The organism is Stenotrophomonas maltophilia, from assembly GCF_003970865.1.
GTDB lineage: Bacteria > Pseudomonadota > Gammaproteobacteria > Xanthomonadales > Xanthomonadaceae > Stenotrophomonas > Stenotrophomonas maltophilia_AR.
Genome location: NZ_RXLZ01000037.1, coordinates 35,883 through 51,642, shown reverse-complemented (window position 1 = coordinate 51,642; position 15,760 = coordinate 35,883). Strand labels below are relative to the sequence as shown.

Genomic DNA, 15,760 nt, shown 5'->3' with positions numbered 1-15,760 from the left:
TTTAAGGTTTCATCTTTTTTGTCTCATCTCCGCCCCTCGCGATGGTCGGATTTGTGAGTGATGTCCATGTAATAAATAGACATCTTTTTGAGCGGTATTATGTGTTTTTTTTTTTCCTCAAACGAACGCCGGCACACGGACTAGGACTCCGTCTGGTGGGCTCGGAGAGGGGTATAAGAGACAGCCGCAGCCACGACGAAAGCTCGTACGCCGAGCCGGACAAGGTCGTCATCAAGGACATCGCGCTGGACCTGAAGCTGGACTTCGACCAGAAGCAGATCGGCGGTACCGCCACCTACACCCTGGAATGGAAGCAGAAGGACGCCAAGCAGCTGGTGCTCGACACCCGCGAGCTGACCGTGTCCAAGGTCGAGGCCGTTGCCGCCGATGGCGCGCGCAGCCCGCTGCAGTTCGCGCTGGCCCCGGTCGACAAGGTGTTCGGCAGCAAGCTGACCATCGAGACCCCGGAACAGCCGGCCAAGGTGGAAGTGACCTACCACACCGCACCGACCGCCTCGGGCCTGCAGTGGCTGGCGCCGTCGATGACCGAAGGCAAGAAACTGCCCTTCATGTTCAGCCAGTCGCAGGCCATCCACGCCCGTTCCTGGGTGCCGCTGCAGGACACCCCGAGCGTGCGCTTCACCTACAGCGCGCACGTGGTCTCGCGCCCGGACGTGATGGTGCTGATGAGCGCCGACAACGATCCGAAGGCCGCGCGTGACGGTGACTACACCTTCAAGATGCCGCAGCCGATTCCGTCCTACCTGCTGGCCATCGCCGCCGGTGACCTGGTGTTCGAGCCGATCTCCGGCCGCTCCGGCGTCTGGGCCGAGCCGACCATGGTCAACAAGGCCGCCAAGGAATTCGAAGACACCGAGAAGATGATCGGTGCCGCCGAAAAGCTGTACGGCGAATACCGCTGGGGCCGCTACGACATGCTGGTGCTGCCGCCGTCGTTCCCGTTCGGCGGCATGGAAAACCCGCGCCTGACCTTCGCCACCCCGACCGTGATCGTCGGCGACAAGTCGCTGGTTTCGCTGGTCGCCCACGAACTGGCGCACAGCTGGTCGGGCAACCTGGTGACCAACGCCAGCTGGAAGGACATCTGGCTCAATGAAGGCTTCACCACCTACGTCCAGGGCCGCATCACCGAGGCCCTGTACGGCAAGGAAATGGCCGAGATGGAGAAGCAGATCGACCAGACCGACCTGCTGGCCGAAGTGAAGGACATGAGCCCGGCCGACCAGGCGCTGGCGCTGCCGCCGCTGAACGAGCGTGACCCCGATGAAGCCCTCAGCCAGGTTGCCTACGTCAAGGGTTCGTGGTTCCTGGAATTCCTGGAACAGCGCTTCGGCCGCGAGACCTTCGATCCGTTCCTGCGCGGCTGGTTCGATGACCACGCCTTCCAGAGTGCGAACACCGACCAGTTCGTCGAGTACCTGAAGAAGAACCTGCTGCCGAAGAATCCGTCGGCAGTGACCGAGGCCGAACTGAAGGCGTGGCTGGACGAGCCGGGCATCCCGGCGTTCGCGGCCAAGGCGCAGTCGCGCAACTTCAGCAGCGTCGATACCGCGCGCATCGCCTTCGCCAGCGCCGGTACCGTGCCCAGCAGCCAGGTCATCGCCGACTGGAGCACGCAGGAATGGGTGCGCTTCATCGACGGCCTTGGCGCCACCCAGCCGCTGGACAAGCTGGCCACGCTGGACAAGGCCTTCCACTTCACCGGCACCCCGAATGGCGAGATCGCCATGCGCTGGTACCCGTTGGCGATCCGCAGTGGCTACGAGCAGGCCAATGAAGGCGCCGCTGCGTTCATCGAGCGTGTCGGCCGTCGCAAGCTGATCCTGCCGATCTACGCCGAACTGGTGAAGACCCCGAAGGGGCTGGAGCTGGCCAAGGCGGCCTTCGAGAAGGCCAAGCCGGGCTACCACCCGATCACCACCGCCTCGGTGCAGGACATGCTGGCCAAGGCTGAAGCCAAGTAAGCGGTAGTGCTGGCCGCTGGCCGGTAGCCGGTCACTGCTTCACCACCAACGGCGGGGAAACCCGCCGTTGGTGTATCCGCTTTTCGCTGCCGATAGAATCGGGATGCACTCGCATAGGACCTCCGCCATGAAACGACTGATCCTGCTCACCGCCTGCACCCTGGCCTTGGCTGCCTGCAGCAATCCCGAGGAAGAGCGCAAGGCGCAGGAAGCCGCCGCGGCTGCCGTGCAGGCGCAGAAGGAAGCCAAGGCCGAAGACGTGGCCAAGCAGTACGACATGGCCGTGGCCGCGCAGGACTGGGAACGCGCGCGTCTGCATGGCGCCTCGCTGCTGGACCAGTACAAGGACACCGCTGCCGCCGAGCGCATCGCCGCAGGCTTCGACGAGGTCAAGGCCAAGGGCGATGCCGCGCGCGACCTGCGCCGCATGCAGGCGCTGTGGCAGTACAACCAGATCCCGGTGGGCAACAAGGGCAACCAGGTTTCGGCGCAGATCTACAGCAAGGAACGGGTGGACGTGGATGGCAGCGGCACCAAGCCGGTGCAGCTGGTGTTCCGCGATCATCCGGAGTGGAAGCGGCATGCGTATCTGGTGCTGCAGGCCGGCGATTTCCGTTGCCCGCAGTGCACGGTGAAAGTAACCGTGGACGACGGCAAGCCGGTGTCGATGGCGGCCTGGCGCCCGAAGACCGATGAAGCCATTGCCCTGTTCATCACCGACCAGAAGGCGCTGTGGAAGCTGGCGCGCAAGGGCAAGTCGATCAGCATCGAGTTCCCGGTCAAGGCCGGCGGCACGCGCACCGCGGTGTTCGAAACCGGTGGCGTCGACGCCAGCCGCATGCCGCAGTGGTGGCAGTGATGGTTGCGGCGGGCAGCGCAGTGCACGCGTTGTCCGCGATCCGGCACTGGGTCTTCGACATGGATGGCACGCTGACCGTCGCCGTGCATGATTTCGCCGCGATCCGCCACGCGCTGGAGATCGCCGCGGAGGAAGACATCCTCGACCATATCGCGGCGCTGCCGGACGCACCGGCGCAGGCCAAGCGTGAGTGGCTGCTGGATCACGAGCGTGCGCTGGCCGAGGAGGCGCTGCCGGCGCCGGGTGCGGTGAAGCTGCTGCGCGCGCTGTCGGCGGCGGGTTGCCGGCTGGGCATCCTGACCCGCAACGATCATGCGTTGGCGAAGCTGACGCTGGACGCGATCGGTGTCGGGGCGTTGTTCGACGATGCTGACATCATCGGCCGCGATGAAGCGGTGCCGAAGCCGTCGCCGGATGGCCTGCAGCAGCATCTTCATCGCTGGGGAATCGGGGCTGCAGAGGCGGTGATGGTCGGTGACCACGCTTACGATCTGGAGTGCGGGCGCGCCGCGGGCGCCCATACCGTGCTGGTCAACCTGCCGGAGAACCCGTGGCCCGGCAGCGCCGACTGGCATTTCGCCGATTGCCGCGAGCTGTTGGCGGCCTGGCAGCAGAAGGGGTAGTGCCGGCCGCTGGCCGGCAGTGTCGACCAAGGTCGACACCTACCAGGGCACAGCGTGTCGACCAAGGTCGACACCTACCAACAGCATTCCCAGCAGCGCATCGGGTGGTAAGCCCCCTTGTTGTTCAAGGGGGCGCGCCGAAGGCGCGGGGATAAGGTGGGATGCGCGGGCAGTTCGGCTTACGCGCCCAGCGCGTAACCGAACTGCTGCTTGAACTGCTCGTTGAACTCATCGAAGGTGAAGCGCTGGTTCTGGGTGCCCGGGTGCTCGACCTTCAGCGCGCCCATCAGGTTGCCCATGCGGCCGATGGTCAGCCAGTCGTAGCCCTTCTGGATGCCGTAGATCAGGCCGGCGCGGAAGGCATCGCCACAGCCGGTCGGGTCGACCACGCGGCGCTCGTGCGCCGGCGGGATGTCGTAGCTCTTTTCCGGGGTGTGGATGACCGCGCCCTTCGGGCCGCGGGTGGTGATGTAGGCCTTGACCCGGCTGACGATCTCCTTCTCGTCCCAGCCGGTGCGTTCTTGCAGCAGGTTCGACTCGTAATCGTTGACCACCACGTAATCGGCCTGCTCGATGAACTCGCGCAGTTCCGGGCCGTTGAACAGCGGCATGGCCTGGCCCGGGTCGAAGATGAACGGGATACCGTCCTCGTGGAATTCCTGCGCGTTCTGGATCATGCCTTCGCGGCCGTCCGGGCCGACCAGGCCCAGGGTCACGCCCGGTACGCCACGCACGTGGTTTTCGTAGGAGCGCATCATCGCGCCCGGGTGGAAGGCGGTGATCTGGTTGTTGTCGTGGTCGGTGGTGATGAACGCCTGCGGGGTGAACAGCTCGTCGATCACGCGCACGCGCGACAGGTCGATGCCCAGGCCTTCGAAGTACTCGCGGTACGGGCCGAAGTCCGAACCCACCGTGCCCATCGGGATCGGCTGGCCGCCCAGCAGGTGCAGGTTGTAGGCGATGTTGCCGGCGCAGCCGCCGAACTCGCGGCGCATGCGTGGGACCAGGAAGGACACGTTCAGGATGTGCACCTTGTCCGGCAGGATGTGATTCTTGAACTGGTCCGGGAACACCATGATGGTGTCGAAGGCAAGAGAACCACAGATCAGAGCGGACATCGATGTAAGCCTATGCGGTGAATTTTGGGGTGGGCCGGCCCGGTTCAGCGGGCAAGCAAACGGCGCCCTTGGGCGCCCGACGGCGCAAAGGTTACCCGCTGGTGCCGCTCAGGGCCAGAACCGGGTGAGACCCGATCAGGCCGAAAGCCTGTGAAGACGCGGGTTCAGCTAGTTTTTTCCTTGCTCGGCGGCAGGCGGGTTGCTAGGCTTGTCGGCCTCGATTTCTGCCCATTTTTTCGCCATCCCGCGGCGGGCACGACACCCCTCAGGACTCCTTCCTCAGATGTTCAAGAAACTCCGTGGCATGTTCTCCAACGACCTGTCCATCGACCTGGGCACGGCCAACACCCTCATCTACGTGCGCGGGCAGGGGATCGTGCTGAACGAGCCATCGGTCGTGGCCGTGCGTCAGGACCGTGCCATCGGTGGCACCCGCTCGGTGGCAGCCGTAGGCGCCGAAGCCAAGCAGATGCTTGGCCGTACCCCGGGCCACATCACCACCATCCGCCCGATGAAGGACGGCGTCATCGCCGACTTCACCTATACCGAGGCGATGCTCAAGCATTTCATCAAGAAGGTGCACAAGTCGCGCGTGCTGCGCCCGAGCCCGCGCGTGCTGGTCTGCGTGCCGGCCGGTTCGACCCAGGTCGAGCGCCGCGCGATCAAGGAATCGGCCGAGGAAGCCGGTGCCCGTGACGTGTTCCTGATCGAAGAGCCGATGGCCGCCGCGATCGGCGCCGGCATGCCGGTTACCGAAGCGCGTGGCTCGATGGTCATCGACATCGGCGGCGGCACCACCGAAGTGGCGGTGATCTCGCTCAACGGCATCGTCTATTCGGCGTCGGTCCGCATCGGTGGCGACCGCTTCGACGAGTCGATCACCAACTACGTGCGCCGCAACCACGGCATGCTGATCGGTGAAGCCACCGCCGAGCGCATCAAGGTCGAGCTGGGCTGCGCCTACCCGCAGGCGGAAGTGATCGAGATGGAAATCTCCGGCCGCAACCTCGCCGAGGGTGTGCCGAAGATGATCAAGATCAGCTCCAACGAGGTGCTTGAAGCCCTGCACGAGCCGCTGTCGGGCATCGTCAGCGCGGTCAAGCTGGCGCTGGAGCAGACCCCGCCGGAACTGTGCGCCGACGTCGCCGAGCGCGGCATCGTGCTGACCGGTGGTGGCGCCCTGCTGCGCGACCTGGACCGCCTGATTTCCGAGGAAACCGGCCTGCACGTGCAGGTGGCGGACGATCCGCTGACCTGCGTGGCCCGCGGCGGTGGCCGTGCGCTGGAGCTGGTCGACATGCACGGCAACGAGTTCTTTGCGCCGGAATAAGCCGTCCCGGCTGCCTGCGCCCGCAGCGCCCCTCCGGGGTGCGGCCCACCACGAGGGTGGGCCGGCACCGGCGGGGCGCCCGCGTGTTTCCCTTCCGCCTTCTGCCAGTTGAATCGTTGCCGTGCCGCCCTACGCCGGACCTCCCGTTGCTTCCCGATCCGGTGATGCCGCCAGCCCGCTGCGTCTGCTGGCTTATCTCGCACTGGCCATCACCCTGATCGTGCTTGACGACCAGGCCGGCTGGCTCGCGCAGCTGCGCGGGCAGGCCAACAGTCTGGTGCAGCCGGTATGGGCACTGGCGGGCCTGCCGGGCAAGCTCGGCAACCAGGTCAAGGACTCGGCGGCCAGCCACGGCCAGCTGGTCAACGAGAACCGTGAACTGCGCAACCAGCTGCTGCTGGCCAACGCGCGCCTGACCCGCCTGCAGACCGCCGCGCTGGACAACGCCCAGCTGCGCGAACTGCTGAACGTGGCCGAGCGCAGTGGCCTGGACGTGCAGCTGGCGCCGATCCTGGACATCGACCTGGACCCGGTGAAGCAGCGCCTGGTGCTCGACGCCGGCAGCCGCGAAGGCGTGCACGTCGGCCAGGCGGTGATCGATGCCGGCGGCCTGATGGGCCAGGTGATCAGCGTCACCGGCGGCACCTCCACCGTGCTGCTGCTGACCGACCCCGACCATGCCGTGCCGGTGACTGTGGCCCGCAACGGCGTGCGCCTGATCGTCTACGGCCGCGGCGACAAGCTGGAACTGCGCGACATCCCGCTCAGCGCCGGCGTGGAAGTGGGCGATGAGATCGTCACCTCCGGCCTCGGTGGTCGCTTCCCGGCCGGCTTCCCGGTCGGCAGCATCACCGGCCTGCGTCCAGACGATACCCATGCCTTCCTGGTCGGCGAACTAAAGCCGGCGGCCCAGCTCGACCGCGGTCGTGACGTGCTGCTGCTGCGCCCGGGCGCAGCAATTCGCTTGCCTGCGGCCAGCGAATTGCTTCAGCCAAGTTTGCCTTCGGCAAACCAGGCTGCCGGGGGGGCATTCCACCTTACCCCCGCGCCTTCAGCGCGCCCCCCTCAACAAGAGGGGGGCTCTCCACCCGATGCCGGGTCGGCGACGGTAGTGCCGGCCGCTGGCCGGCAGCAATCCCCGTCTGCGACGAGGAATGCTGCCCCCGCATCCTCCCTTGACCCCGCGCCTTCGGCGCGCCCCCTTGAACAACAAGGGGGCTCTACTCCGGCCAGCCCCACGGTAGTGCCGGCCGCTGGCCGGCAACCGACCACGCCGGAGGCCCGGCGATGAGCCGCCTGCGCGACAACCCGTGGGTGCTGCCGGCCAGCCTGGTGGTGGCGCTGCTGCTGGGCCTGCTGCCGCTGCCGGCGCTGCTGCAGCCGCTGCGTCCGTACTGGCTGGCGCTGGTGCTGGCCTATTGGGTGATCGAAGCGCCTGAGCGGGTCGGCCTGGGCATCGCCTTCGCCAGTGGCGTCATCGCCGACCTGCTGTACGGCGGCGTGCTCGGCGAACAGGCACTGCGGCTGGTGATGCTGGCCTTCATCCTGCAGCGCTTCCGTGCGCGCATCCGCTTCTTCCCGATGTCACAGCAGATGCTGGCCATCGGCGGCCTGCTGTTCAACGACCGCATCGTCAGCGCGCTGGTGCACATCCTGGTGGGTGAACCCACCCTGCCGTGGTCGTACTGGTGGGCACCGCTGCTGGGCATGGGCCTGTGGCCGCTGGTGTTCGTGCTGCTGGATGCGGTGCGCTTCGGTAAGCGCGGGCGCTGAGCCATGATCCCGCGCCGCCAGGTCAAGAATCCGCACGCCGAAGCCGAACAGTTCCGCCGCCGCGCGGCGCTGGGTTTCCTGGGCGTGCTGGTCTGCCTGCTGGGCCTGGGCGGCTGGTACTTCAAGCTGCAGGTGCTGGACCACGACGTCTACGCCACGCGCTCGGAAGCCAACCGCATCAAGCCGCGCCCGGTGGTGCCCGGGCGCGGCATGATCTACGACCGCAACGGCCGCCTGCTGGCCGAGAACGTGCCGGCCTTCCGCCTGGACGTGACCCCGGACAAGGTCAAGGACATGGACGCCACCCTGGAAGGGCTGGCCAAGATCATCAACATCAGCCCGGAAGAGCTGGAAGCGTTCAACAAGTCGCGCAAGGCGCGGCGCAAGTTCCTGCCGGTCACGCTGAAGCTGCGCATGAGCGACGAGGAGATGGCACGCTTCGCCGTCGATCGCTGGCGTTTCCCCGGTGTCGAGCTGGAACCCTACCTGACCCGTCGCTACCCGTATGGCGATCTGTTCGCGCACATCATCGGCTACGTCGGCCGCGTCGATGACAAGGACCTGGAGATCCTCGGCGAGGGCAACGCGGCACTGACCCACATCGGCAAGTCCGGCCTGGAGCGCTATTACGAGCAGCAGCTGCGCGGCAAGGTCGGCTACGAGCAGGTCGAGACCAACGTGCAGGGCCGTGCGATCCGGACCATTGGCCGCGTTGCCGCGCAGTCCGGCGCCGATCTGCGGCTGTCGATCGACGCCGACCTGCAGCGCGCCATGGTGGCCGCCTTCGGTGACCAGGAAGGTTCGGCGGTGGCGATGGACCCGCGCACCGGCGAAGTGCTGGCGATGGTCAGCCTGCCGTCCTACGACCCCAACCTGTTCGTCAACGGCATTTCCCATGCCGACTTCAAGGCACTGAACGACAACCCGTCGCGGCCACAGTTCAACCGCCTGGTGCTCGGTGGCGTCGCGCCCGGTTCCACGCTGAAGCCGCTGATCGGCCTGGCCGGCCTCGATTCCGGCGTGCGCCGCCCGGAAGACAAGGTGTTGTCTACCGGCATGTTCTACCTGCCCGGCACCTCGCGTGGCTGGGGTGACTCGCACCGCGGCGGCCATGGCTGGACCGACCTGCGCAAATCCATCGCGCAGTCGGTCAACACCTACTACTACAAGCTGGCGCTGGACCTGGGCATCGAGCGCTTCGACCACTACATGGAGTACTACGGCTTCGGCCAACCGACCGGTATCGACCTGACCGGCGAGATCGGCGGCATCCTGCCGTCGCCGGCCTACAAGCGGAAGAGCCGCAAGGAAGCCTGGTACCCGGGCGATACAGTCAACATCAGCATCGGCCAGGGTGACTGGAAGGTCACCCCGCTGCAGCTGGCACGGGGTGTCAGTGGGCTGGCCAACGGGCAGCTGCGCACGCCCCATCTGGTCATCCAGCAGCGTGCCGGGTTCGACCATGACTGGATGGCGACCGACCCGGGCGAGAGCAAACCGGTCAGTCCAAACCCGAACAACCTGCAGGCGGTGCGCGAAGGCATGATGGCCACCATGCTGCCTGGCGGCAGTGCGGCACGGATGGCGGCCGGCGCGCCGTACACGATGGCCGGCAAGACCGGTACCGCACAGGTCATCAGCCGCAAGGGCACCGCCGCGGTGAATCCGAAGAGCCTGCCGATGCACCTGCGCCACCGCGCGCTGTTCGTCGGTTTCGCGCCGGTCGACCAGCCGGTGATCGCGCTGGCGATCGCGGTGGAGGGCGGCGGCTACGGCGGTGCGGCGGCCGCGCCGATCGCACGCAAGGTGTTCGACGCCTATCTGCTGGGCAAGATGCCTGAAGGCATGCAGCCGCTGGACAGCGAACGCGGCACCACCGCGATCGGTGCGACCGCATTCGACAACGAAGACGTGGGCGCACGCCAGGCCGGTGACCTTGCTGCGGCACAGCTGGGCGAACACCCGGTGCTGGTCGGCGTGCCCGCGCCGGAACCGGCACCCGCACCCGCACCCGCACCGCAGCCGGGGACGCCGGTTGCGTCCGCGTTGCCGGCCACGCCGCGTCCGACCACCGCGGAGCCCGCACGATGAGAGTGTTCCTGCGTTGGGCCGGCGACATGCTGCGCCGCTTCTTCAGCACGCTGGACTGGGTGCTGTGCCTGGCCCTGGGCGCGCTGATGGTGATCGGCCTGGCCACGCTGAAGAGTGCCGGTGGCGACGGCCTGGTGATGGCCCAGGGCGCGCGCTTCGCAGTGGGCATGGCCGCGTTGTGGGGCATCTCGCGGGTACCGATCCTGCGCATCCGCTCGGCCACGCCGATGATCTACGCGATCTCGATGATCCCGTTGCTGGCGGTGTTCGTGCTGGGCACCGGCAAATACGGCCGGCAGTGGCTGGACCTGAAATTCTTCTACCTGCAGCCGGCCGAGCTGCTGAAGGTCAGCCTGCCGATGATGGTGGCCTGGTACCTGCACAAGATGCCGCTGCCACCGCGCTTCAACACCGTGCTCGTGTCCCTGGTCATCATCGGCGTACCAACCGGCCTGGTGATGTTGCAGCCGGACTTCGGCACCGGTGTGCTGATCGCCGCCAGCGGTGTGTTCGTACTGCTGCTGGCAGGCCTGCCATGGTGGTGGGTCGGCCTGGGCGTAGGCGGCGTGGCTGCGGTCGCGCCGGTGGCCTGGTTCTGGCTGCTGCGGCCGTACCAGAAGGACCGCATCATGATGTTCCTGGACCCGGAGATGGATGCGCTGGGGGCCGGCTGGAACATCATCCAGTCGAAGATCGCGATTGGTTCCGGCGGCTTCGATGGCAAGGGCTGGGGCGAAGGCTCGCAGTCGCACCTGAACTTCATTCCCGAGCAGACCACCGACTTCGCGTTCTCGGTGCTGAGCGAGGAATTCGGCTGGATCGGCGTGGCCACCGTGCTGGCGCTGTACCTGGTGGTGATCGGGCGCTGCTTGTGGATCGCCAGCCAGTCGCGCGATTCCTATTCGCGTCTGCTGGCCGGTGCCACCGGCCTGGCGTTCTTCGTCTACGTGCTGGTGAACGGCGGGATGATTTCCGGCCTGCTGCCGGTGGTGGGCGTGCCGATGCCGCTGATCAGCTACGGCGGTACCTCGGCGGTGTCACTGCTGGCCGGCTTCGGGTTGGTGATGGCGGTGCGCAGTCACAATCCGGTGCACGGCGGCTACGGTTAACTCGGCCGCGCTCTTCTGTAGAGTCGAGCCGGCGCAACTGCTTCCGCTTCCTGTAGAGCCGAGCCATGCTCGGCTGCCCTTTGTACCGTGCACGCAGGCCCCGAGCCGAGCATGGCTCGACACTAACAAACGCAGAAGCACCATGACAGCTTCACGCAAGCGCCCGTTGCTACCGTGGCGCGCGTGGAATGGAAACGAATGCTTGGCCGCTGCCGTGAGGCGGTGCGCACGATCGACCTGCCGTTGCTGGTCGCGTTGTTGATCCTGATGGGCACGGGCCTGGCGGTGCTGCACAGCGTGTCCGGCCCGGTAGCCGGGCAGGCGGCGCGCTTTGCCGGTGGCCTGGTGGCGATGTGGCTGCTGTCGCGTGTATCGCTGCTGCGCCTGCGCGCGTGGACACCGGCGTTGTATGCGTTGTCGATGCTGCCGCTGATGGCGGTGTATGTGATCGGTACCGGCAAGTACGGGCAGCGCTGGCTCAACTTGGGCGTCTTCTACCTGCAGCCATCGGAGCTGCTCAAGCTCAGCCTGCCGTTGATGATGGCCTGGTACCTGCACCGGCAGCCGTTGCCGCCCTCGCCACGTACGGTGCTGACGGCCGCAGTGCTGATCGGCGTTCCCGCCGTGCTGATCCTGATGCAGCCGAATCTCGGCACCGCCACCCTGGTCACTGCCAGTGGCGTGTTTGCGTTGTTGCTGGCCGGCTTGCACTGGGGCTGGGTGGCAACGGGTGCGGCGGGGCTGGCGGTGGCCGCACCGCTGGCGTGGTTCGGTCTGTTGCGTCAGTACCAGAAGGATCGCGTGCTGACCTTCCTCGATCCGGCGGCAGATCCGCTTGGCACCGGCTGGAACATCCTGCAATCGCGCATCGCGATCGGGTCCGGTGGCTGGCAGGGGCGTGGCTGGGGGCAGGGCACGCAGGCCACGCTGGATTTCCTGCCCGAGTACACCACCGACTTCGCGTTTTCGGTGCTGGCCGAGGAGTTCGGCTGGATCGGTGTGGCGACGCTGTTCGCGCTGTACCTGTTCGTGGTCGGGCGTTGCCTGTGGATCGCAGTGCACGCGCGCGACACGCATGCGCGATTGCTGGCCGGCAGCCTGGGGCTGGCGTTCTTCGTCTACGTATTGGTGAACGGTGGAATGATTTCCGGCCTGTTGCCGGTGGTGGGCATTCCGATGCCGTTGATCAGTTATGGCGGGACATCGGCGGTCTCGCTGTTGGCCGGCATCGGGTTGGTGATGGCGGTGCGTGGGCACCGGCCCGTGCACGGGGGATAGGGTTTCCAGCCAACGGCGCAGCCCCTCGTGGGTGGTGTCTGGGTGGTCGCGGAAAGCAGAAGCCGCGGGATGGGCCGGTCGGGTTGGGTACGCGGAGGACGCCGTGAATCCGTCCCTGGAGGCTTGGCAGCCGCATCCATGCGGCTGACACCCCCGCGTACCCAACCCGACCGCCCTCTGACAGATTTTGGCGGCCCGCCACCCACGGAGAAGAAAGAGAAGATCAAAAGCGGGTCGCGGCGCTGCGCTTGCTCGTGAGCCGAGCATGGCTATGCCGGTCGTCCTGACCGGCACCCTTCGGGCCGTCGCCATGGTCGACGTTGGCAGCGGCTCCTGCCGCTGCCTTCGGCTCCACACAAGGCAATGAAGCGACCCGCCAAGCCGTTTTTGCTTTTGATCTTCTCTTTACTTCTCCGTGGGTAGACGCGCACGGAACCTGTCCGTGGCCGGGTAGATGGGCTGCGCAGGGGCGTGAGCCGCATGGATGCGGCGACCGAGCTTACATGGATGTACTTGCAGCGCCCCCTGCGCAGCCCATCTACCCGGCCCCACCCGTGAACTGCTTTTCGCGGCCACCCGCGAGGGGCTGCGCCGTTGGCTGGAAACTTCCTGACTCTGCGCAACGCCCGTTGTGGAAGCGTTCTCACAACGATGCACGACAGCACACCCGCGGACCAAAGTCCGGAAAAAGCGTTAGCTGGTTCACACTTTTACAGCGCGTTGATCCTGATCAATGGACTTGTCGTAATCGGCCTGCACAATGGCGGCCCGTTCGGCACGGCGCGCCGTCAATCGTTGCAGCGCGAGGGGGCGTCGGGCGGGAAGCAGTACTGATCCAACGGGTACAGGGAGCGCGGAGCACTGCCACTGGGGAGCGGCAGCCGCGCGGGTACCGACCGGATCCGGTCGCCGGTTGCGTCTGCGGGGATGGGGACGCAACCGGCAACCTCTATCTGAATGGGGAAGTGCGATCACGACGTCTTCACATTTCCCGCTGTTCGCAGGCAAATCGTTGTGATTCATGGTGTTAGGGGTTTTAATTCATCCATGACCTGCTAACCTGCGACGATGATTCGACGCACTCTGGCCTGCATGCTCACCCTCGGCCTGGTCGCCTGCGCGACCCAGCCGAAGTCCCCACCGTCTTCGCCCCAGGCCAGCAGTACGCCGCGCCAGCCCGCCGCCAAGGCCCATGGCCCGGCCGAGGCCGCGCCCGAAGCCGCCGCTGCCACCGCGCCGCCGGTCGATCTCACCCCGGTGCCGTTCGAGGTCGCACGGGCCCGCTTCATTGCCGATACCGCCAAGCGCTATGGCCTGAAGCCGGAGCAGATCAGCAGCGTGCTCGACCAGGCGCAGGTGCGCCAGCCGATCATCGCCGCGATGTCGCGCCCGGCCGAACGGGTCAAGCCGTGGAACGAATACCGGCCGATGTTCATCAGCAAGGCGCGCATTGATGGCGGCCGTGCGTTCCTGGCCCAGCATCGCGCCGAACTGGATCGCGTGCAGCAGCGCACCGGTGTGCCGGCCGAAGTGATCGTGGCGATCATCGGCGTGGAAACCAGCTACGGAAAGAATGCCGGCAGCCATCGCGTGCTCGATGCGCTGTACACGCTGGCGTTCTATTACCCGCGCAGCGGCGACCCGGCCAAGCTGGAACGCGAAGTGCGCCGCGAGCTGTTCTTCCGCGATGAACTGGCCAAGCTGTTCGAGCTGGGCCGCGAAGAAAACCTGAACATCACCACGCTCAAGGGCAGTTATGCCGGTGCGATGGGCATGGGCCAGTTCATGCCGTCCAGCTATCTGGATTACGCGGTGGACGGCAACGGCGATGGCCGCCGCGATCTGTTCACCAGCTACGACGACGTGTTCTCGTCCATTGCCAACTACTTCGTGAAGAAGGGCGGCTGGGTGCGGGGTGGCCAGGTGGCCGTGCCGGCCACGTTGGCGCCGGGCCGCGAGGAATTCAATCCGACCGAGTGGATGCCGACCTGGTCGCTGGCCGACCTGGCGCAGCGCGGCTACCAGCCCAGCACTGCAGTGCAGCCGGGCGCCACGGCCACGCCGATCACGCTTGAAGGCAGCACCGGCAAGCAGTACTGGCTGGGCTTCCAGAACTACTACGCGATCACCCGCTACAACCTCTCGAAGATGTACGCGATGGCCGTGTTCCAGTTGTCCCAGGCCATCGCCGGACAGGAGCTGCCCCCGGCATGAACATCAGATGGCTGGTCCCAGGCTTGATCGTCCTCGCGCTGGCTGCCTGCAGCAGCGCGCCGAAGAAGCCGGCCACGGCCGGCCATGGTGGCAAGTCGGGTGGCACCCTGGTGCAGGGGCGCGGCTCACGCCCGGCCCACTGCCCGGAAGGCTCGCCCTACGCGGCGGCCAAGGAAGACCTGAGCACGCGCGGCAACTACACCGCCGGTGGCCTGTACAAGCCGGGCGTGCGTGACAGCACGCCGGACTACATTCCCAACGTGGCCTGCATCCCCGAGCCGGAAGTGACCGCGGAAGAACGCTCGGCGATCGGCAACAAGACGCCGTACGTGGTGCTGGGCAAGTCGTACAAAGTGCTCGACGACACCCGCAACTATGTCGAGCGCGGCACTGCGTCGTACTACGGCGCCAAGTTCCATGGCCGCCTGACCTCCAACCGCGAGGTCTACGACATGTATCAGTTCACCGCTGCGCACAAGACGCTGCCGCTGCCCAGTTTCGCCCGCGTGACCAACCTCGACAACGGCGAGTCGGTGATCGTGCGCGTCAACGATCGCGGTCCGTTCCATGATGGCCGCGTGGTCGATCTCAGCTATGCCGCCGCTGTGCGCCTGGGCATCACCCAGCGTGGCACCGGCAACGTGGAGGTACGCGCGCTGCAGCCGGGTGAGGGCAACCTGCTGGCGCAGAAGCCGTCGCGCCGCGAGCGCCGTGCCGCCGAAGCAGCAGCTGCGGCCGCTGTGGCCAGTGCGCGCCCGACGCCGGCCGCACGCGCCACCGCCGACAGCGACATCGATCGCCTGGTCAAGCGCCTGCCGGGCGACAGCATGCCTGCGCGTGGCCAGCCGGCCACCACCCAGGGCGTGGCCAGCACGCTGCCGGACGTGGCGGTCAGCAGCCTGCCGCCGAGCGCGCCGCCGGTGCGCAGCACGGCGCCGGCGCCCGCTGCGGCTGTCGTGGCCAGCACCACTCCGCGCGCAGTGGCGCCGGCACCGGTGCGCAGCGCATCGACCACGCCGGCCGCACCCAGCCTGTCGCAGCAGGTGGTGGGGGCGGTGATGGTGCAGGTCGCCAGCTTCTCCAGCCGCGACAATGCCAACCGTGCGATGGGCCAGCTCAACGCCGCCGGCATCGTTGGCGCGACCATCAGTGACATCGCCGCCGGTGGCCGCACGCTGTTCCGCCTGCGCGTTCCCGCCAGCGACCATGCCAGTGCTGCGGAACTTGCCGGCCGCATCGCCGGTCTGGGCCTGGGTTCGCCGCAGATCGTCAAGGATTGATCCGCCCGGGCCGGTGCTGCCGGCCCATGCTCCCCCGGCCTTACAATGGCCGTTACGTTCCACCCTCCATTCCCGGCCGTCCCCTGGAGCCTGCTGTCCA

Annotated in this window: 11 protein-coding genes and 1 pseudogene; 11 read left to right on the top strand and 1 reads right to left on the bottom strand. The window is 66.9% G+C overall.

Annotated elements, in window-relative coordinates:
- Nucleotides 1–179 precede the first annotated feature (179 nt).
- From EKL94_RS13545 to EKL94_RS13535, 3 genes and pseudogenes are all read left to right on the top strand, one after another.
- Nucleotides 180–1,985: pseudogene (locus tag EKL94_RS13545) on the top strand (M1 family metallopeptidase); the annotation flags it as partial.
- A gap of 127 nt (nucleotides 1,986–2,112) precedes the next feature.
- On the top strand, nucleotides 2,113–2,844 hold the full coding sequence (locus EKL94_RS13540) for a hypothetical protein (protein ID WP_126929474.1): 732 nt from the start codon (nucleotides 2,113–2,115) through the stop codon (nucleotides 2,842–2,844).
- Nucleotides 2,844–3,467 carry an HAD family hydrolase gene (locus EKL94_RS13535; protein WP_126929475.1) on the top strand — a complete coding sequence of 208 codons (624 nt, stop codon included), beginning with the start codon at nucleotides 2,844–2,846 and terminating at the stop codon, nucleotides 3,465–3,467. Before EKL94_RS13540 ends, EKL94_RS13535 begins: the two co-directional genes overlap by 1 nt.
- Before the next feature lie 179 nt (nucleotides 3,468–3,646).
- On the opposite strand, the gene EKL94_RS13530 is transcribed toward EKL94_RS13535, so the two are convergent.
- Entirely contained in the window at nucleotides 3,647–4,585 is a 939-nt protein-coding gene (locus tag EKL94_RS13530) for a carbohydrate kinase family protein (protein WP_126929473.1), read from the bottom strand.
- 283 nt (nucleotides 4,586–4,868) lie between these two features.
- Between EKL94_RS13530 and EKL94_RS13525 the strand changes: the two genes are divergently transcribed.
- The 8 genes from EKL94_RS13525 to EKL94_RS13490 all read left to right on the top strand — a co-directional run bounded on the left by EKL94_RS13525 (nucleotide 4,869) and on the right by EKL94_RS13490 (nucleotide 15,660).
- A complete protein-coding gene (locus tag EKL94_RS13525) occupies nucleotides 4,869–5,915 on the top strand; it encodes a rod shape-determining protein (protein ID WP_005419402.1) in 1,047 nt (348 codons plus the stop codon).
- Nucleotides 5,916–6,036: 121 nt separating this feature from the next.
- Complete coding sequence (gene mreC, locus EKL94_RS13520) at nucleotides 6,037–7,206, top strand: rod shape-determining protein MreC (protein WP_126929472.1); 1,170 nt, start codon at nucleotides 6,037–6,039, stop codon at nucleotides 7,204–7,206.
- Nucleotides 7,203–7,688 carry a rod shape-determining protein MreD gene (gene mreD / locus EKL94_RS13515; RefSeq protein WP_021204559.1) on the top strand — a complete coding sequence of 162 codons (486 nt, stop codon included), beginning with the start codon at nucleotides 7,203–7,205 and terminating at the stop codon, nucleotides 7,686–7,688. The genes mreC and mreD overlap by 4 nt, the downstream gene beginning before the upstream one ends.
- Nucleotides 7,689–7,691: 3 nt before the next feature.
- On the top strand, nucleotides 7,692–9,779 hold the full coding sequence (mrdA, locus tag EKL94_RS13510; RefSeq protein WP_126929471.1) for a penicillin-binding protein 2: 2,088 nt from the start codon (nucleotides 7,692–7,694) through the stop codon (nucleotides 9,777–9,779).
- Nucleotides 9,776–10,888, top strand: a complete 1,113-nt coding sequence (gene rodA / locus EKL94_RS13505; RefSeq protein ID WP_032130317.1) for a rod shape-determining protein RodA — start codon at nucleotides 9,776–9,778, stop codon at nucleotides 10,886–10,888. The genes mrdA and rodA (EKL94_RS13505) overlap by 4 nt, the downstream gene beginning before the upstream one ends.
- Nucleotides 10,889–11,086: 198 nt before the next feature.
- Nucleotides 11,087–12,166 carry a rod shape-determining protein RodA gene (gene rodA, locus EKL94_RS13500; protein WP_185830032.1) on the top strand — a complete coding sequence of 360 codons (1,080 nt, stop codon included), beginning with the start codon at nucleotides 11,087–11,089 and terminating at the stop codon, nucleotides 12,164–12,166.
- A 1,068-nt stretch (nucleotides 12,167–13,234) separates the two neighbouring features.
- Complete coding sequence (gene mltB, locus EKL94_RS13495) at nucleotides 13,235–14,380, top strand: lytic murein transglycosylase B (RefSeq protein WP_126929469.1); 1,146 nt, start codon at nucleotides 13,235–13,237, stop codon at nucleotides 14,378–14,380.
- Nucleotides 14,377–15,660 carry a septal ring lytic transglycosylase RlpA family protein gene (locus EKL94_RS13490; RefSeq protein WP_126929468.1) on the top strand — a complete coding sequence of 428 codons (1,284 nt, stop codon included), beginning with the start codon at nucleotides 14,377–14,379 and terminating at the stop codon, nucleotides 15,658–15,660. The genes mltB and EKL94_RS13490 overlap by 4 nt, the downstream gene beginning before the upstream one ends.
- The last annotated feature ends 100 nt before the right edge of the window (nucleotides 15,661–15,760 follow it).